Annotated in this window: 13 protein-coding genes; 5 read left to right on the top strand and 8 right to left on the bottom strand. The window is 47.9% G+C overall.

Annotated elements, in window-relative coordinates:
- Positions 1 to 8 precede the first annotated feature (8 nt).
- Positions 9 to 857, top strand: a complete 849-nt coding sequence (locus B9Y77_RS00540; RefSeq protein WP_073424574.1) for an undecaprenyl-diphosphate phosphatase — start codon at positions 9 to 11, stop codon at positions 855 to 857.
- Positions 858 to 952: 95 nt separating this feature from the next.
- On the opposite strand, the gene B9Y77_RS00535 is transcribed toward B9Y77_RS00540, so the two are convergent.
- On the bottom strand, positions 953 to 1,231 hold the full coding sequence (locus tag B9Y77_RS00535) for a hypothetical protein (RefSeq protein WP_254899869.1): 279 nt from the start codon (positions 1,229 to 1,231) through the stop codon (positions 953 to 955).
- 1,022 nt (positions 1,232 to 2,253) lie between these two features.
- On the opposite strand from B9Y77_RS00535, the gene htpG reads away from it, so the two are divergent.
- Positions 2,254 to 4,143: a molecular chaperone HtpG gene (gene htpG / locus B9Y77_RS00525; RefSeq protein WP_085490070.1), complete on the top strand. Its 1,890-nt coding sequence runs from the start codon at positions 2,254 to 2,256 to the stop codon at positions 4,141 to 4,143.
- 199 nt (positions 4,144 to 4,342) lie between these two features.
- Here the strand turns inward: htpG and B9Y77_RS00520 are convergent, their stop codons facing one another.
- Complete coding sequence (locus B9Y77_RS00520; RefSeq protein ID WP_085491406.1) at positions 4,343 to 6,574, bottom strand: fibrobacter succinogenes major paralogous domain-containing protein; 2,232 nt, start codon at positions 6,572 to 6,574, stop codon at positions 4,343 to 4,345.
- Between the two features lie 231 nt (positions 6,575 to 6,805).
- Positions 6,806 to 8,221 carry a MocR-like pyridoxine biosynthesis transcription factor PdxR gene (locus tag B9Y77_RS00515; protein WP_085490069.1) on the bottom strand — a complete coding sequence of 472 codons (1,416 nt, stop codon included), beginning with the start codon at positions 8,219 to 8,221 and terminating at the stop codon, positions 6,806 to 6,808.
- Between the two features lie 398 nt (positions 8,222 to 8,619).
- On the opposite strand from B9Y77_RS00515, the gene pdxS reads away from it, so the two are divergent.
- Both pdxS and pdxT read left to right on the top strand, forming a co-directional pair.
- Positions 8,620 to 9,498: a pyridoxal 5'-phosphate synthase lyase subunit PdxS gene (gene pdxS, locus B9Y77_RS00505; RefSeq protein ID WP_073424578.1), complete on the top strand. Its 879-nt coding sequence runs from the start codon at positions 8,620 to 8,622 to the stop codon at positions 9,496 to 9,498.
- A gap of 27 nt (positions 9,499 to 9,525) precedes the next feature.
- Complete coding sequence (pdxT, locus tag B9Y77_RS00500; RefSeq protein ID WP_170861530.1) at positions 9,526 to 10,119, top strand: pyridoxal 5'-phosphate synthase glutaminase subunit PdxT; 594 nt, start codon at positions 9,526 to 9,528, stop codon at positions 10,117 to 10,119.
- 50 nt (positions 10,120 to 10,169) lie between these two features.
- Here the strand turns inward: pdxT and B9Y77_RS00495 are convergent, their stop codons facing one another.
- From B9Y77_RS00495 to B9Y77_RS00475, 5 genes are all read right to left on the bottom strand, one after another.
- The gene (locus tag B9Y77_RS00495) at positions 10,170 to 12,089 is read right to left on the bottom strand and encodes a C1 family peptidase (RefSeq protein ID WP_085490068.1); all 1,920 of its coding nucleotides are present in this window, start codon (positions 12,087 to 12,089) and stop codon (positions 10,170 to 10,172) included.
- Between the two features lie 63 nt (positions 12,090 to 12,152).
- On the bottom strand, positions 12,153 to 15,299 hold the full coding sequence (locus B9Y77_RS00490) for a thrombospondin type 3 repeat-containing protein (RefSeq protein WP_073424581.1): 3,147 nt from the start codon (positions 15,297 to 15,299) through the stop codon (positions 12,153 to 12,155).
- A 9-nt stretch (positions 15,300 to 15,308) separates the two neighbouring features.
- A complete protein-coding gene (locus tag B9Y77_RS00485; protein ID WP_073424582.1) occupies positions 15,309 to 15,731 on the bottom strand; it encodes a T9SS type A sorting domain-containing protein in 423 nt (140 codons plus the stop codon).
- A gap of 198 nt (positions 15,732 to 15,929) precedes the next feature.
- The gene (locus tag B9Y77_RS00480) at positions 15,930 to 16,328 is read right to left on the bottom strand and encodes a YkvA family protein (RefSeq protein ID WP_085490067.1); all 399 of its coding nucleotides are present in this window, start codon (positions 16,326 to 16,328) and stop codon (positions 15,930 to 15,932) included.
- Positions 16,329 to 16,449: 121 nt separating this feature from the next.
- Positions 16,450 to 17,934 carry a DUF1846 domain-containing protein gene (locus B9Y77_RS00475; RefSeq protein ID WP_085490066.1) on the bottom strand — a complete coding sequence of 495 codons (1,485 nt, stop codon included), beginning with the start codon at positions 17,932 to 17,934 and terminating at the stop codon, positions 16,450 to 16,452.
- A gap of 105 nt (positions 17,935 to 18,039) precedes the next feature.
- Here B9Y77_RS00475 and B9Y77_RS00470 point away from each other — a divergent pair, with 105 nt between their 5' ends.
- Positions 18,040 to 19,692, top strand: a complete 1,653-nt coding sequence (locus B9Y77_RS00470) for an NAD(P)/FAD-dependent oxidoreductase (RefSeq protein WP_085490065.1) — start codon at positions 18,040 to 18,042, stop codon at positions 19,690 to 19,692.
- The last annotated feature ends 1 nt before the right edge of the window (position 19,693 follow it).

Here is a 19,693-nt window from a genome sequence, read left to right as displayed (position 1 = left end):
AGCTTACTATGTTCGAATCTATCATTCTCGGCCTTTTGCAGGGCCTCGCCGAATTCCTCCCCATCTCCAGCTCCGGCCATTTAGTGCTCGGGCACGAACTTTTAAACATGAACGAAGCGGGCATGTTCTTTGACATCATGCTCCACGCAGGCACGCTGCTTTCGATCTTCGTGGTGTTCCACAAGAAGATTACAGATATCATCGTCGGTTGCCTCCGTCGCGATCGCGACCAGCTCCGCGAAGCGGGCTACATCATTCTCGCGAGCATCCCGACTGCAATGATCGGCCTCGGCTTCAAGGATGCGCTTGAAAGCCTGTTCGAAAACCCGCGCGCCGTCTGCGTTGCAGAACTTTTCACCGGTCTTTTGCTTTTCACATCGCAGTGGGGCCCGACCGGCGCCAAGCACCCGGATAACGAAGGCGTCAAGATGAACTGGTGGCGCGCACTCGTGACCGGCACCGTACAGGGCATCGCCTGCATCCCGGGCATCAGCCGTAGCGGCTCAACCATCAGCGCCATGATGTTCATGGGCGTGAACCGCAAGTACGCCGGTGAATTCAGCTTCCTCATGAGCATTCCGGCCGTTGGCGGTGCAGCACTCCTCGATTGCATCAAGTGGTTCAAGTGCCAGAACGTTGAAAAGGTCGCCCAGATGGCTTTGGAAAATCCCGAAAAAGCAGCCAAGTGCGCCGAAGCAGGTAATTTCACCCCAGAACTTTTGGTCGGCATGATCGTCGCATTCATCTTCGGCGTCATCGCCCTCAAGTGGCTCATGAACTTTGTCCAAAAGGGCAAGTTCCAGCACTTCGCCTGGTACGTCTGGGCGGTCGGCATTCTCGGATTGATTTTGCTGTAATAGACTTTATACGCAAAGCGCCCGTTCACAGGATAGTGAACGGGCGTTTTTCTTTTTTAGAAAGTTTTTAGATAATCGTCATTCTTTTAGTGACATCAGTGCTGAGCGCTACGCTTTAGAATTTCTTCTTGTGGAATACCAGAAATAATTGCAATCTTTTCAATAGGAATATCATTAGCCAGCATCGCGTCGACCATTTCGAGTTTTGCCTGAGCAATGCCTTCAGCCCTTCCTTCATCCTTGCTTTCATGAAGGTCAAATTCGTAAGTCATATACTTGTTCCTTATGAGAGTGTCGGCTTTGTAAAAAGACACTTGGTCGTTGATTGTTTCTGTTTCACAAGAATCTGCGTTCCTAGTCGCAAAATACTTCATGTAAGCCTTCACGACGGGATTAGAGAACTCCTCGTACTTATTAAAAATAATAAATCTTGCAAGGCGAGAGAAGTGACCAACTTGTTGGGCATTTCCGAGCCGCAGCGGATTTGGAGCGAAGCTCAAAAATTTTTGAAAGTACGATTACTTAGTGGATTGACTATCTGCATTTGACGCCCTCGGTGTCTGCATCTGCGGCTCAGTCATGTCAGCCCGCAAGCGGTCTGCCGCGACATTCGCCTTGGATGCTATTCCAAATCAAAAGAACGGATTGCTTCTCCATTTTCATTTGTCTCACGAGCATAGACATCATAACGGACGCCTTTATGTTCATATATATACCTCCATTAAGTTTGGAGGTTCTAATCTACAACAGCGATTTCTCAAAAAGTGAAACTTTGCAAATTTTGCAAACAACTTTAAGCCGAGAGTCGCGACAACTTTGCTCGCAAAAGTTGTCATGACCGAGGCGATTGGTTGTTCTGCAATCAACCATTAGCAAAATCGTTTATTTTGTCAACTATTGAATTACATGAGCTTACAAAGACTCATAAAATAAGGTATATTCAAAAGTAGGTCTTATAGAGGCTCTTTTTGAGCGAAGTGAAAACCAAACATAAGCAAGAGATTAATATATGAATATTCTTTGGATACCGCTTATCATCATTGCAATCATAGCCAACATTGCAATATGTAAAAAAGTAATAAAAGCATCAAATTGCAAACATTGGTTCACGAAAACATTGCTTTTCATCTTTTGTTGGTACATATTGGTTAAAGTTGAAAATACTGCATTATATATGATAATGTCGATGTTTACTGCATAATACCTTCCTTTCTGATTCATATAAATAATTAATCTTTTTCCGAGGGGAGTTCCCCCTCTTTTTTCATGGGAACTTTTCAAATCATTGGCACGGTTCTTGCATATACTAGCGCGGAAACAAAACAAAACCGCCCTTTGGTTTCAATTTGAAACATTAAAATTGCGGGATTGCTTAAAAATTTAACAGGAGATTAAAATGGCAACAGAAAAGATGGAGTTCCAGACCGAAGTTCGCGACATGCTGAACTTGATGATCAATTCTCTTTACAGCAACAAGGAAATTTTCCTCCGCGAATTGGTTTCTAACGCAGCAGATGCACTCGACAAGCGTCGTTTCCTCTCGCTTTCGAACTCCAGCCTCCTCCCGGTGGGCACGCAGTTGCGCATCGATATTTCGGTGAACAAGGAAGGCAAGCGCCTCGTTGTCGAAGACAACGGTATCGGCATGAACAAGGAAGACTTGATCAACTGCTTGGGCACGATTGCACGTAGCGGCACCAAGAACTTCATCAAGAACTTGAAAGATGCCGACAAGGGCAGCGTCGATCTCATCGGTCAGTTCGGTGTGGGTTTCTACTCCGTGTTCATGGTCGCCAAGAAGGTCGAAGTCTTGACGCTCAAGGCTGGCGAAACGCAGGGTTACCTGTGGAGCTCCGAAGGCACGGGCGATTTCGAAATTTCTGAAGCACCGCTCGACAAGGTGGGCACCAAGATTACGCTTTACCTCAAGGACGACGAAGACGCCGAAGATTTCGCGAGCGAATGGAAGATCAAGGACATCGTCCAAAAGTATAGCGGTTTCGTGAGCTACGGCATTTACTTCCATCCGGAAGCAACGAAGAACGACAAGGGCGAACTTGAAGAAAAGCCCGAAGAACGTTTGAACGACAAGACCGCTTTGTGGCGCCAGAGCGAAAAGGAAGTCACCGAAGAACAGTACAAGGATTTCTACAACGTCATCAGCCACGAAGCCGACGAACCGGCCGCTTGGAGCCACAGCCACGCCGAAGGTTCCCAGGAATTCTGGAGCCTTGTGTACATTCCGTCAAAGGCTCCGTTCAACATTTGGCACAACGACGCTCTGCACGGCCTCAAGCTCTACGTGAAAAAAGTCTTTATCATGGACGACTGCAAGGACCTGCTGCCGCCGTGGCTCCGCTTTGTGCGCGGTGTGGTGGATAGCGAAGACTTGCCGTTGAACGTGTCCCGTGAAATCTTGCAGAACAACAAGATTATCACGAACATCCGCAAGCATGTGATTAAGAAGGTGCTCGACGCCTTGCAGAACATGGCTGACAAGGATGTCGCTAAGTACAACGCCTGGTGGCGTGAACTCGGCATGGTCTTGAAGGAAGGCTTCTACATGAACTGGGAACATCTTGATGAACTCAAGAAGTTGCTCCGTTTCGAAAGCACCAAGACCGAAGGCGACGCTCTCGTTAGCCTCGACGAATACGTAAAGCGCATGCCGGAAGGTCAGAAGGAAATCTACTACCTCGTGGGCGACAAGAACGCCATCAAGTCGAACCCGATGCTCGAAGCCTTCAAGGCCAAGGGCTACGAAGTGTTGCTCATGAGCGACGGCATTGATGAATTCATGATGTCTAGCCTCACGGAATTCGGCGACAAGAAGTTCCACGACATTTCCCGTGGCGATGTGGACTTCGAAAAGACCGAAGAAGAAAAGAAGGCCGAAGAAGAGAACAAGGGCATTTTCAAGGGTCTCTGCGAAAACTTGCAGAAGGTCTTGGACGAAAACATCAAAGAAGTCCGCGTGTCTAGCCGCCTCAAAGACAGCCCTTGCTGCCTCGTGACAAGCGAAGATGCGATGAGCGCTCAGATGGAACGCATGATGAAGGCGATGGGCCAGAAGAACTTGCCTAAGAGCAAGCGTATTCTGGAAATCAACCCGACGCACCCGATTTGCGAAATGCTCAAGAAGAAAGCCGAAGCGAACGAAGATCTTGGCGATTGGCCGAAGGCCCTCTACGGTCAGGCTTTGCTTGCCGAAGGTTCTCCGCTTCCGAACCCGGCAGAATATGTCGCTGCGGTCACACGACTGCTCGGCCAAGCTGCTGGTAAGTAAATCCTACCGGGCCTCGCTCTCGTTGCCACGCCCGGTTAATACCGGGCGCTTGCAACTCACAACCAAGTTGCTGACTGCAAGCGTGAAGTGACGCCTTCGGCGTCATCCTGAGCGAAGGCGAAGGATCCAGTAACACTTTTCATACAAAAAGACCGCGATTGCACGCGGTCTTTTTTGCATTTCTGCGACACTCGGCTCGCTAATTTTTTACGCAACGGACTGGATACGCAAAGTCCTTGACCATGTCGGTCATTAACACATCATCTCTATCATATACGAATATTATGGTCGTCGCAGCAGATTCATAAAGCCCTGTAGATGTCCAAATGTATGTCCACAAATCATCTTCCGTGTCATATCTAGATTCGGTGGGCAAAACCGAGAACGCGTAGTCATCCGTTCCCGGTTTTGCATCATAATCATTATCATACCAGCCACTTGTTGATTTCAGCACCTTGCCACCCATCAACTCGCCTCCGACTGCCGCAAATAAAATTTCATATTCTTCACTGGTCGGCAAATGCCACCCTTCGGGGCATACCCCACGTACAGGGTAAGTCGGCGTACATATATTGCCCATGCCGCAATCCTTGCCATTCGAGCTCCACTCGCCTACACTATCCATAGCAGCAGACCAAAAGTAGAAGCGGCCATGTTTTGCACACTTGCTAGGATCGTTATTAAAGCAAAGACTGCCTTCCGCATCAAAGTTCAGATTTTCAGCCATCCACCATTGCTTATCAATTTTCACGGTCTTGTAAGTTTGTTTGTCGCGGGAGTCCGTTAGCGTGCCATATTCACATTCATCTTTAGTTTCAGTTTTGCAGGCTTTCGCCGTAGGCTCTGTAACCGAAGGCTTTGGCTCGACATCCATCACGCAACGGACAGAATAACCGTAGTCTGCGTCTCTGGAGCGGATATCCGCGTTATCATACTGACCCTGAAAATACACGCATCCACTACTGTTTTCATATTCATCAGAGGTCCAAAAGAACGCTTGATAACCCACCTCCCAATAATAGTTTGAGACCCAGTCCCTGAAACCTGCAGGAAGCACGGAAAAACCGAAAGCATCCGTCGCCTCGCCACTGGAGATCCAGTCACTCGTCTTGAGTGTTATGCCAGCGACTTTTTCGCCCCCCACTGAGTCAATCAAGGTTTTCCATTCCGCTGTGGAAGGCAGATGCCATCCCTTGGGACAAGCGTCCGCAGCTGCATCCCATACATATAAGCGCCCAAACTTATCGCAATTATCTTTTGAATTATTGTAACAATAGCAATAATCGTTTTTGTATTTTGCCTCTCTTCTGTAATTCAGATTCTGGGCCATCCACCACTGGTCACCGATTTTCACAGTCTTGTAAGTTTGTCCGTCGCGGTCATCCACCAGCTCGCCATACTCGCAATTATCTTCGGTTGAAGTTTTGCAGCCTTTTGGCACAGCCACAGAGCTCTCCGATTTCGCAGATGAAGAGGACTTCGCAGATGAAGAAGACTTTGCACTAGACGAAGACTTTGCCTTGCTACTGCTAGACTTTTCATTAGACGAAGTTCTGGAATCCAAAACGCAGCGGACGGACAATGCATTATCCATCGGCTCGCCCCCAATATCAGCCGATGCGTAACGATTATCCAAAGACATGCTGATCGCGTGATCAACCAGAATCCTATTGCCATCCAGCCTAGTCGACGATTCAATATCTTCCGTAGAACTCCAGAAATACGCCGCAGTCTTGTCACCAATAAAATCGTACGATTTAACATTCTGAGAGACATAACCACTAAAATCATATTCCATTCTGTAGCCTCCAGGGAGGGCAGAAAAGCCATACTCATCCGTTCCGACCGTTTCTTTTTTCTCAAATTTCCAGCCGTCAACAGACTTGAGCTTTATCCCCGCATTATCGCTTCCGCCGACTGTTTGGATCAAGGTTTCAAATTCATCCTTAGAGGGCAAGTGCCAACCGCCAGGGCAAGCCTCCGTTGCAGCTTCCCACTTGTAAAGACGACCGTACTTATTGCATAAGCCAGGGTTACTATTTTGCATGTATGAAGGTTCTTCACCATAGCAATAGCTAAAGCACGAATTATAATTCAAGTTTTCCGCCATCCAAACCTGATCGCCGATTTTCACGGTCTTGTAGGTCTTGTTGTCGCGAGGGTCCTTCATGGTGTTGTTTTTTTCGTCGTATATAGCCTTAGCACTGCTCGCACTTGAGGGCGTTTTCGAAGACGAAGAAGATTTTGTGCTTGAGGAGGAATTTTTTGTTGAAGAGCTTGACTTCGCCTTGCTGCTGCTGGATTTTTTCACAGCACTGCTAGACACAGGTTCTTCGGAATCAGCATTGCTGCCAGAATCGCCACCACAGGCGGTAAAGACAGACATAGCTGTCACAAGCATAAACGGCACAAACTTTGCAAACATTTTCATAAACATCTCCTCCCCATACATTTGAAGGAAATATAAGAAATTTGGGGATTGAAAAAGGCGACCCCGTCCCCATTCGCGGATCATGACCACATAAGTGCTAGTTGCATTCAAGGCGAGTGTCGCGACAGGCTGCTTGCAGACTGTCATGATTGAGCCGAAGATGCTGACGCAAAGCGTCAAAGTTCTAAGTGGTCAAAGAGAATAAATCCGGGGTGACAAAGCAAGAAAATCTCACTCCACAATTTTTTCAAGCAGCGAAATAGCCTTTTTCATCTGTTTTTCGGGTACAGATGAATAGTTGATGACAAATTCGTGTTGCGAAGGTTCGTCCATCGTGTAATAATCCGAAAGTGCTCCGATGCGTACGCCTTTTTCGAGAGCCCGATTGCAAAATTCTTCGTCGGAAAGCGTGGTCTTCACTTTTAGAATAAAGTGCAAGCCGGCATCTTGTTCAGCGATTTCAACGCGGTCGTGAAGCGAGCTGCGACGGATGATATCAAGCAGAGTATCGCGACGGTGACGGTAAAAATTGCGCATACGGTTGATGTGCTTTTCGTAATGACCGCCGCTGATGAATTTTGCGAGTACGTACTGTTCAAGGTTCGATACAGTGCAAGTGTAAAATGAAAATTCTTTGTGAAATTTTTGCGCAAGCGGTTTCGGGAGAATCATGTAGCCCACGCGCACCGTAGAAGCAAGCGTTTTAGAAAATGAATTTATATAAACCGTCTTGTCTTGCACGTCAATGTTTTGCAACGCAGGTATCGGGCGGCCCACCATGCGGAATTCGCTATCGTATTCATCTTCGACAATGTAGCGGTTGCTCGATTTTGAAGCCCAACTCAAGAGTTCATAGCGACGGCTCACGGGCATTACCTTCCCTGTCGGGAAATGGTGCGATGGCGAAAGATGGACAACGTCCGTGCAAGTTTCTTCAAGCTGGTCTATGCGAATGCCATGCTCATCAAGCGGGATAAAATTGCAAACAACATTTAGCTTTTGGTAAATTTTAGAAATCTTGCTGTAGCCGGGGTCTTCGACGCCGTACTTTTTATCAAAGCCCAATAGTTGCACAAGCCAAGTGTAAAGGCAATCCGTCCCAGCGCCAACGACAATCTGTTCCGGATCCACACGCATTCCGCGAAAATCCAGAAGCATTTTAGCAATCGCTTTTCGGAGAGCAAGGACTCCTGAATTTGGCGAACGAGTCAGCAGTTCATTTTGCTGTTCACAAAGGACTTTTCGCGTAATCTTCGCCCACGTCGAGAACGGGAATGTCGAAGCATCTACTTGATTATTGACAAAGTCTGCAATGTAATGTAGAGCCTTAGGCGTTTCAACGCGTTGCGACTCACGGGATTGCTTGGTCGGAACAGGCTTGGGAAGAATCTGCGGATTTTTTGATTGAATCACCGCAACGAAAAAGCCCTTGCGCGGAAGCGAGTAAATAAAGCCTTCGGCTAAAAGCTGCTCGTACGCATTTTCAACGGTCACGACGCTCACGCCCAGCGCATTTGCAAACGGACGCTTCGACGGAAGCTTCGCATCCGCTTCAAGACGCCCCGACAGAATATCGTCCTTGATAGAACGATACAAGAAATGATAAAGAGTATCATCCCCCGCCTTTGAGATATCATATGAAAGCATTTGTGCGAACTCCTTCTAGCAAAACGGGAACAAACTCAAGTTTTTTCATTAAGAAATACTGAAATTCTCGTAAACGAGCGTCGTAAAAACGTGCGAGAAACAATTCGCAGCGAGTGAAGCGAGCGAGGACCGTTTCGAGTGTTTTTACAATGCGAAGTTCTTGCATTATCAAGCATTCCATTTGAAAAAACTGACCACAAACTGGCATTAAACTGAACCTATTAAAATAATAGAAATTTGAACATTTGATAAAGTCAACAAAAAGCCTAAATTATGCCTCGAAAACAAGAAAACACTAGAGTCATTAACGCAGCCCTTCGGCAAGCTCAGGGATCTTTTAAGGTTGGTAAGCCTGTCGAACCACGCTCAGGATGACACGCAAAACAAGGAGCCCCCAAATGTCTACAGAAAATCGCTACGAACTCAACAAGAATCTCGCCCAAATGCTTAAAGGCGGAGTCATTATGGATGTGACTACCCCGGAACAGGCAAAAATAGCAGAAGCAGCCGGTGCAGCCGCCGTCATGGCCCTCGAACGCATCCCCGCCGATATCCGCGCCGCAGGCGGAGTCTCACGCATGAGCGATCCCAAGATGATCAAGGGAATTCAAGATGCCGTTTCCATCCCCGTGATGGCCAAGTGCCGTATCGGTCACTTTGTCGAAGCACAACTCCTCGAAGCCATCGAAATTGACTATATCGACGAAAGCGAAGTACTCTCCCCCGCCGATGACGTATTCCATATCAACAAGCACGAATTCAAAGTGCCGTTCGTCTGCGGTGCCCGCGACCTCGGCGAAGCCCTCCGCCGCATCGAAGAAGGCGCTTCCATGATCCGCACCAAAGGCGAACCAGGAACCGGCGACATCGTACAGGCAGTCCGTCACATTCGCCTCATGAATCAGGAAATCGCACGCATCTCGTCCATGCGCGAAGATGAGCTTTTCAACCGCGCCAAGGAATTGCAAGTCTCGTACGAACTCGTAAAGTACGTTCACGACCACAAGCGACTCCCCGTCGTGAACTTTGCCGCAGGAGGCGTTGCCACACCCGCCGACGCAGCACTCATGATGCAACTCGGCGCCGAAGGCGTGTTCGTCGGTTCGGGCATTTTCAAGTCCGGCAATCCAGCCAAGCGTGCCGCCGCCATTGTACAAGCAGTCACAAACTACACGGACGCCAAGCTCATCGCCAAGCTCTCCGAAGATTTGGGCGAAGCGATGGTCGGCATCAACGAAAACGAAATTGCACTTTTAATGGCTGAACGAGGCAAGTAAATGAGCGAAAACAAAACAAACAACCACATCAAAATCGGCGTACTCGCCGTACAGGGAGCGTTTGCAGAACACCGAACGATGCTTGAAAAGCTTGGGGTCGAGACGTTTGAAATCCGCCAGTTGCGCGACTTGGAACAAGATTTCGACGGACTCATTTTACCCGGCGGCGAAAGCACCGTGCAAGGAAAACTTTTGCACGACCTCGGACTTTTCGAGCCTTTACGCGAACGCATCGAAAGCGGACTCCCGACTTTTGGAACTTGCGCAGGACTCATATTGCTCGCCGAAAAATTGAGCAACGACGGTCACACGTACTTTGCGACAACGCCCGTTACTGTAGAACGCAACGCTTACGGCAGGCAGCTCGGAAGTTTCTACACTGAAGAAATTTTCGAAGGAATCGGAAAAATCCCGATGACGTTCATCCGAGCCCCGCTCATACAGCGCGCAAGCAAAGACGTACAAGTTCTAGCGACCGTCCAAAACCAAATCGTCGCCGTGCGGTACAAGAATCAACTCGCCATTTCGTTCCATCCGGAACTGAACAACGACCTGAGAATCCACAGGTACTTCCTGGAATCAATCGTTCAGGCAAGGACTCAGTATTCTATCAGTGCATAAACAGAAAGACCACGATCCACTCGTGGTCTTTTTTGCATTTCCGCTTTTACTTACCGCGCACCGTTGATGCGGAAAACCTCGCCATTCTTGAGAATCAGGACTTCATGGTTACGAATAAGCACTTTTGCAGGTGCATGCCTTGCGCTTTGACCGTTGCGATATCCCCCAAAATCAGCAATGGGCAAACTATTCTCTTCCGTTGAATCGGAGCTGTCGCTTCCAAAAGGTAACAGCGGATAATCCGCATCCGGGAGGCCGCCTGCAACAAGCCCTTCCACTTCAACCGTTTCAAATGTTGCGGAATCCGGCGGCACGATCAACATCAGTTCTGCAATATGTGCTGAATTGTCTTCTGAAGGCCACAAGTCATCGATTTCCATTTTGATTTGGGTGTATTTTCCCTTTTTCCAAAATACATACTGAGGGTTTTCATCTTCCTTGAACGTTCCAGTGGCAAGCACTTGATATTCTTCACCATCGGTAGTTCCCGAAATGGTAAAGCTACGCAAGTAACCTTCCGACATTTCGTCACCTTGGTACATGAGCCCCAAAGTTTCCTTTTCGGTCGATATCGCAAATTCAACAGGGAATTTGTTCAAGTTTGCAGATTTCCAAACCGTAGAAGGATTCCAGTCTCGAAGGTTTTGCACAGAACTCTTGGAATCTGTAGTTGGAATATTTTCGAAAGTGTATTTACCACTCAAGACGTAATCTACAACGGCATTCGGATTACCAGGCATGACAAAAGCCCATTCATAACGCCCCTGATCCGAAAGTTTTACGGTATCGTCGTTGACGACAAGCTCTTGCACCAAGCTATCGCGGACATAGTCCTTGATGCTCAGAAACGAGAGCGTTCCTTCATCCTCGTAATCATCTCGCTGAATGGTAAAGAAATACTTCAACGGCTTTCTCAAATCGAAACCCGACGAAATATCCGTAAGGTCGTAACCGAATTCCATCTCCTCCGTATGCACGCCGTCTTTCCACTTGCCTAGCATTGGGCCCTTGAAGCCGTCATTGCGGAAATGGTAAAGATATTCCGTTTTCGATGGAACCTCCGAAGACGTATCCTGCGAAACACCTACAGATAACCGAATCTTTGAGCGATTTCCATACGACATGCGGACTTTCACGGTGCGCTTGGGGGCATAATCCTTGCGCAAATGGAAGACTTCAACGACAGGAGAACGGCTCTCCGCATAGACGCTGTAGGGCACAAGGAATCGGCCTTCATTTCCGAAGGAAAGACCCCAGCTGTTCTGCACAATCCACACGCCGCAATCTTCACCGATGCAAATGCTATCGTTGTAACCCGCAATCGTTATCGAATGATTTGTCGCCCCCGGGAGCGATGTTGCAACAACCCAGGATTCATCCTTGACTTTAATGGTATCCAGCGTCCAGGAATCAATATCAAAACTGGCGGCGGCTACTCCACCTGCGGCAAAAGTCGTATCGCCCCAATGATTGTAGAGCCAACCCTTGAGCGAATCCCTACCTTCGGGAGTTGCAAGTGAAACAAAAGTCACGCTGTCGATTCTGTTGTGCATAGCATCATGCCAACGCGAGTACCCCTGCATCCAGCCGTAGTCCTCTTCCACATTGCCGGAGAGTTTTCCGTAAGTGTTAGAATAGAGAATTCCTCCGTAAGTGGCGGCATCGGGAATGCCCACCTTTTGAGCAAGCAAAGCTTCGGACGCATGTCCGGATGCCACGACCTGCCATGTGAAAAACGCAGGCAAAAGGTTCGAAGAATCCGCAGGAACCCTGTAATAGGCGTTACGTTCATAGCCTAGCGACATCGTAATGCGTGAAACAGAGGCACACGCACCCGATTCACTCTGGTCGTAACCGCGGAAAAAATATGGAGTTTGCGAATTGTCAACTGACGAAGGCAAATCAGACGCTAATGCGAAGCCGTTAAGCAGCCCCAAAGACAATCCCAAAATTAAACGAAAATGGTTCATTATGACCTCAAAAAAAAGCTCCCCCAGAGCATAAGGAGAGCTTTGTGAATTTATTAGGATGGATTAATAAGTGTCCTTGTCGTCCACCCATTCATAGTCGAATTTGAACTTATAACCCGTATGAGGTTCATTACCACAAGCTGAAGTGCATATATCTGTTGTTGGATTAAAATCGAATCCACTCGAACCCATAAGGTATTTAAACGAGCCCTTGTAAGGAGCGACTTTACCATCCCCCTTTATATCATTCTTCAGAACTTTTGCCATCTCAGCATACGACCAAGTGATAGACTGTTTTGCGGTAGTAGTAGCATTACATTTTTCAGCAGCATCTTCGCAAGACTTAGACAAAACATCGAAGTCCAAATATAATCCCTCAGAGCCAATGGTATCAGTATGCTCAGCGGTACTAGGCATGACGTCTTTTGTATCTTTTGATTTAGACAAGAAAAACACAGCATCCTTATTATCATTGTCTCCAGCCTTCCAATCATACCCATACCAATGAGAAAGCTTTCTTCCACCGGTACCATCACCTGCATAGAGAGTAACATTTGCTTCAATAAATGCTCGCCCCTTAAGGCCATACATATAGTGTTCACCACCAAAGTCAGTCATCTTATAGGTTACCTGAATTCGGCCTACACTACGTGAATGCAGATCTGTACCTTTAGAGAACACCATGTCGTTTCCTTCCTTGGCATAGGCGAAAACTCGATAAGAATAATAAGGAGAACCACCGCCAACATCATCGGTATAGCTTCCATCGCCGTCATCATCTACATAGGTGTTGATATTTTGATAAGTACCTTTATGTAAGATTTTTGTTTTGTTCAAAATACTATCCGGTATATTGGTTCCTTTGAGGGCTCGCAAAACGACATATCCATTTACACGAGAATCCTTAGAACGATCAAAGGTCACTATAATATTATCTCGATTTTCGCTTTTTTTGAGTTTCAAATTGGTCGGAGGTTTCAAAGACGAAGAAATCGACAAAGTGTATGTTTTGACCGTTTTTTCATCTTCAGAATTCACTTCAATCTTGACACTTGTCGGCTTCAATACCGTAAGTGTCGGGGTGTTGAATGTGTAAACTTTCTTGCCATTTACTTCATTCCCTTGTACACATTGCTCGTTACTATCCGTTATAAACTTCACATAAGTAACCTTTTTTGCATTTGGCACAACCTTGATAAAAGCAATCGGCGCTTGAATAGAAACAGAGAAATTGCTGTCTTTAGCGAGAGCCGCGGAATCCAAATCCAACTTAACGGAATCTTTCGCCGGCGACGAGGAGATCACTTCTAGCGAAGGAAACACCTGGAGCAAGGAAAGGCTTGCATCCGTAAACAACGGGCGCTTGGTCGGTTCCGGGTCTTCCTTGTCATTCATACCATCGCCATCCGTATCAGCTTCGACTGGACTTGTATAAATCTTGACAGTCGATTCCCCCTTGGTCCAACCAGAGATTTCATCGTAATCCGAAATACCATCGCCATCCGTATCCACCTTGGTGTCATCCGTTCCAAACAGGTGTTCTGTCGGGAGAGGCACACCATCGTGGTCTTGGTCCTTGCTGTAGAAGATATGCACGGCATCACCCGCACCTATGAAAATCTTTTCCATATCGTAGGAGGCACAGGCGAACGAGTACAAATCCATCGTGTTGATACCTTTTTTGAGGTTTGCTGCACGCTGGATGGTGACATACCACATGGCGCTATCGGCCAAGCTAAACTTGAATCCTTCAATAGAAGCCAGCCCATAAAGCTTCTTCTTTGAAGGGCCTACAACAGAATCCTGTTCGAAATCTACATGGGCATTGCGCAAAAGTTCTGCAAGAGTCGTCTGCGCATACATATCGTCGGAACCCTTGTGGTCGACATTGTAGCGGTAATTTGTTGCAACCTGATAACGTGCCGACGGGTTACCTGCAGAACCGGGACCGTAATCAATGGTGATATCGGCAGTCTTGGCGGCAACCTTCGTGTAAGCGACAGTAAAATCGGAGGAGCCACCATCAAAAGTTACCTTTTGCGATGAAGCTCCAAGAACGATGGAACTCGTATTGTAAATCATATTTTCAATGAGTTCAACCTTCACATTGTCGTTGCAGAAATTCGCATCAACCGATTCCGCCGGCTTGAGAGTGACATCGCTCCATTCGCCTTCTCGGGTCAATTCGGCCAAGATTTTCAAGGAACTCGTATCCTTAATGTCGTAAGTAGAGGCAGACAGTTTTAACGCCTCAATGGTAAACGCAATATCCGATGTGTTTTTGAGTTCCACCTGCATGCAGAGAGTCGCTCCGTTCACTTCACGGCCTTTAGACTTTTCATTGGAAACGGCTTTTTCGTAGTTTTCAGCAACGCTTTTTTCTTCGGTGCTACTCCAGCTCATACCTGTGGAAGTTGTGTAGCTGCCGTTATAACCTACAGTCACACTTCCCGTATATTTACCTTCAAAGCCATCTGCAACACTCCCGCCGAGTTCCCAACCTTGAGTCGTTGAAAGTTCCCAAGAATTCATGAGGTCTGCACTGCGTGTCTGTTCATAGCTCACAGAATTCGTCTTGGTAATTTCCTTGCCTTCCGTGACAGAAACGCTTTCTGTTACACCTTCCGAAACCGAAACATTGAGGTTAATGCGGGGCGATTTTTTGAGCGTTACCCTAAGTCCCGGCACATCAGCAATACGCGGGTTGAACTTGGTCGGGTTCGTGGGCGAATACATGCCGTCAGCAAGTTCTTCACCGTCGCTCCAGCCGTCACCATCCGTATCGGCAGAATTCGGGTTCGTGTCGTATTTGTAAATCTCGCTAAGGTCGGTAAGGCCGTCGCCATCCTTGTCCTCATCGGAATCCACTTCGACAATTTCGATGTTCTTGATTTCGGAAAGCTTGAATGTATGCTTACCCGCAAAGATACCATCACCCACCACGACAGTCATCGTTTCCTTGCTCTTGTCCTTGAGCGTGAAATCAATGTGATCCATATCCGAAAGCTTGATAGCGCTCTGCTTTGCCTTTCCCGAGAATTCCATCTCTTTCTTTTCGGCTTTTCCAGAGAAAGTCAAGCTATCAATAGTCGTGAGGTTAAGACTTGTCGAGGCTTTCTTGGCATCTTCTGTATAAACATTGAGGACACCAGCCATGCTAAGCGTTGCCGATGCAGCAAGAAGGGCGGAAACTGTTTGAATCGTTTTCATAATTTTCCCTTACTCCTTCACGTTGATGTTGAGAATTGTCTGACGGACACCCGATTGAACGCGCACGGCATAGAAGCCAGCCTTAAGACCGGGACGAACTTCGTTTGCGCCCTTCACGAGACTTGCGTTACGGTAAACGCAATTACCCAAGACATCAAAAATCTGAACTGACGAACGAGCTTCAGGAACGACCACGGACAAGCTTGAGGTTTGACGATTCCATGAAACCGACGCATCAAGCTTCTGAATCGACAGAGGAATCGAAACGGTCTTAGCCGAATCGTTCTTGTCGGCCACAAACGTTATTTTCGACACTGTTTCCACCCAGAATCGCTCGGTGGTACCGTCGGCCTTAGTGACTTTGATAAGATGCGTTTTTTCAGCCAAGGCGAAGGCTGTCAAAACGATTGCTAGAAGCACTAGTTTTTTCATTTTTGTCTCCATTTTTAATGTTCGGCGGAGCAAGGTAAAAAAAAATCAAACAAAAAAAAATAGCCCAAATGGGCTAATCCTAGGGTTATTTTAGGGGTTATTTTCGCCCCAAAAAAACTTAAAAAGGCGAAAAAAAATCATCCCCGTCAGCAACGAGGATAATTTTTTGGAGATTTTTTAGCGCAGATGCAGAAAGATTTAGTGCATTACAAGGGCTACAATCGCAGTTATAAGGCCTCCCACCGCGACACCAGCAAGCACAATAAAGGCAACCATCATCCATTTGACATACTTCGCCAGACGAACGACCATGGAATTCTGATCTTTGGCAAATTGCTGATAAGCGTTGAGAGCGGCCATTACAGTAAAGCCCACATCATCAAGCCAGCCAAACAGCGGAATCGTATCCGGGACCGCATCAATCGGAGATAAATCGTAAACCACCGCAAGCATAGCGATAATTACAGAAAGCGCTTTCCAGACAACGGGAGCGCCATTCTGTTCATCTCCCATACTTACATTTGCGCGATTTGAGCTTTTAAATCCATCGTTCATATCGTGAACTTCAACATCATCGTAAACTTTACCATTAGCCATTCAAACCCATCCTTCTAATCAAATTACTTTTTAAATATACAAACAAAAAGAAAAAGACTACCGATTTCTCGATAATCTTTTTCTAAAAGTATCTGCTATTTGCGCCGATTAGCGGACGTTCCTAGCCATGATATAATTTACTTGTCTGGTAATTCGGTTCAGACGTGAGGTTCACACCGAGGCGGCGGAACACACCAACGTCAACCTGCGACAGAATCACGCTGGAGTGGACTTCGCAATGGCGGAGTTCCGGGAGTTTTTCGAGCGCAATCTTTGCATTGTAATCCGTCAGAGCGCAAACGGAGAGAGCCACGAGAACTTCGTCCATGTGCAAGCGCGGGTTCTTGTGGCCGAGCTGTTTCGTCTTGAGGTTCTGAATCGGTTCAATCACCATCGGAGAGAGCAGGCGGACTTCGTCCGGAATGCCAGCCAAGTGCTTGAGAGAATCGAGCAACATAGCAGAAGATGCACCGAGAAGCGAAGAAGTCTTGCCCGTAATAATCGTACCGTCGTTCAGTTCAATAGCGACTGCCGGACCGTTCGTTTCTTCAGCCTTTGCCACAGCGGCGACAGCAACCTTGCGGTCCTTAGCGCTGATGTGAGCCTGTTCCATCACAAGTTCAAGCTTGTAGACTTGATCCTTTTCGGCATTGCCCTTGCGGACTTGGCACAAAGTATTGTAGTAGCGGCGGATGATTTCGGCATTGGCGGCTTCACAAACAGCAGCGTCGTCAACAATGCAGTTGCCAGCCATGTTCACGCCCATGTCCGTCGGGCTCTTGTACGGAGATTCACCGAGGATGCGCGTAAAGAGAGCGTTCAACACCGGGAAAATTTCGACGTCGCGGTTGTAGTTAATCGTCGTCTTGCCGTAAGCTTCCAAGTGGAACGGGTCAATCATGTTCACGTCGTTCAAGTCAGCCGTTGCAGCTTCGTAAGCGAGGTTGACCGGGTGCTTGAGCGGGATGTTCCAAATCGGGAACGTTTCAAACTTGGCATAGCCAGCCTTGACACCGCGCTTGTTTTCATGATAAATTTGCGAGAGGCAAACGGCCATCTTTCCACTACCCGGACCCGGAGCGGTCACCACCACAAGTTCGCGAGAAGTTTCAACAAATTCATTCTTGCCATAACCATCATCGCTCACCACGAGCGGGATGTTGCTCGGATAACCGGCAATCGGATAATGGCGATAGACCTTGAGTCCGAGGCTTTCGAGCTTTTTCTGGTAAGCGACTGCGCTCGGCTGTTCTTGCCAGCGAGTCAACACCACACTGCTCACATAAAGGCCATAACCGCGGAAAGCGTCAATCAGGCGAAGAACGTCTTGATCGTAAGTAATCCCGAGGTCGCCACGAACCTTGTTCTTTTCGATGTCGCCAGCATTGATGGCGATGATGACTTCGGCCTTATCCTTGAGCTTTTCGAGCATGCGAATTTTGGAGTCAGGAGCAAAGCCCGGCAAAACGCGGCTTGCATGATGGTCATCAAAAAGTTTTCCACCAAATTCAAGATAAAGTTTTCCACCAAATTTAGAGATACGTTCTTGAATTTTTTCAGATTGAGTTTTTAGATAAGCATCGTTATCAAAACCAACTTTAAACATATATCACTACCATTTTTAGGGTTTTCACAATTATAAAAAAATGTAAACCACTATCTCAAGTCCAAAAAACTATTTTTTTGCCATATTTCTAAATTTGTGGCATACATGTTTACATATCGCTACAGAGAACTCGCTGTCGCCCTTGAAAAAAAAGGCGAAGTCCGTCTTGCGCTCGCCAAGACGCTCCGAGTGAACCCCGAAGAAATCTTCAATCTCGAAGTCGAACGTTTTTCGCTGGACTCCCGACGCAAAGGCGACTTGCACTGGTCCTACAATGTCGTTTTCGACCTAAAGCGCAAAGTCCGAGCCTCGGGGAACAACGCCCGTGGGCTCATCGAATCTAAACGCGAGATTCGCAGCCTCGATGCTGAACCGTTAAAAGACACTGTAGCGATGGCTAGCCACGTGGATGTCATTGGAGCAGGGCCTAGCGGTCTTTGGGCTGCGCTACATCTTTTGCGCAAAGGGTTCGCCGTCGACATTTACGAACAAGGTAAGCAAGTCGAAGAACGTTTTCGCGACATCCGCAAATTCTTTGTAGACCGCAAGTTCAACGCCTACAGCAACGTGCTATTTGGCGAAGGTGGAGCTGGTGCATTCAGCGATGGCAAGCTCAACACCCGTAGCCGCAACCTGTTCAGCGAAACCGTACTCAAGGACATGGTGGACTTCGGCGTTGACGAAAGCGTCGTCACGTTTGCAAAGCCGCACATCGGCACAGACAAACTCGTACTCATGTTGCGTCAAGTCCGCGCCGAGATTGTCCGCCTCGGCGGGCATATCCATTTCAACACGAGCCTTGAAGATATTGAAATTAAGGATGGTCGAATCTGCGCGATCAAGCTAAAGAACGTCATTGCGAGCGAAGCGAAGCAATTCAATACAAGCGCCGCGATTTCTCATTGGCAACCATGCGAAGCGCTAGTTCTTGCAGTTGGGCATTCCGCTCGTAGCGTTTACGAGATGCTCCACGCTCGCGGCGTGACTCTCGAAAGCAAAGCGTTCGCCATGGGCGTCCGCGTCGAACACCCACAATCGCTCATCAACATGCGACAGCTCGGGCTTAACGTCGATACAAGACTCACCGGAGCCGCCGAATATTTCCTCGCCACGCCGACCATCAACAAGACTTCGAGCGCCTACAGCTTTTGCATGTGCCCCGGCGGAGTCCTTGTGCCATGTGCCTCAGAACCGGGAACACTTGCGACAAACGGCATGAGCTATAGCCGCCGCAATGGAGCGTTCGCCAACGGCGCTATCGCCGTCCCGATTACTGCAGGCGCCGAAGGCTTTGACATTCCTTCAAGCGGTTCGCTTTTTGGCGGTCTCGACTTGCAACGAAAAATCGAAACCGACGCCTACAACGTCGGCGGAAAAGTTTACGCCGCTCCCGCGCAAACGATCAAGAACTTCCTCGCCCACCGCGAAGACAAAACGCTCCCCAAAACCACCTACCCTTGCGGGCTCGTGCCAAGCAATCTATGGGATTGGATGGACAAAACTATTTGCCAAAGTCTCGCCGAAGGCTTCCAAAATTTTGACCGCAAAATTCCGGGATTCATCAACGAAGGCCTGATTGTCGCCCCCGAAACGCGCACCAGTTCGCCGCTCCGCATCACGCGCAACAACGAAACGCTCGAAAGCGTAAACACCCAAGGGCTCTTCGTCCTCGGCGAAGGAGCCGGCTACGCAGGCGGAATCGTCACCAGTGCTGCAGACGGCGTACGACTTGCACACTACGCCAAAAAATGCAAGTAAA

The sequence above is a fragment of the Fibrobacter sp. UWB13 genome, assembly GCF_900177805.1.
Classification (GTDB): Bacteria; Fibrobacterota; Fibrobacteria; order Fibrobacterales; family Fibrobacteraceae; genus Fibrobacter.
This window is presented reverse-complemented; position numbering and strand designations above follow the sequence as displayed.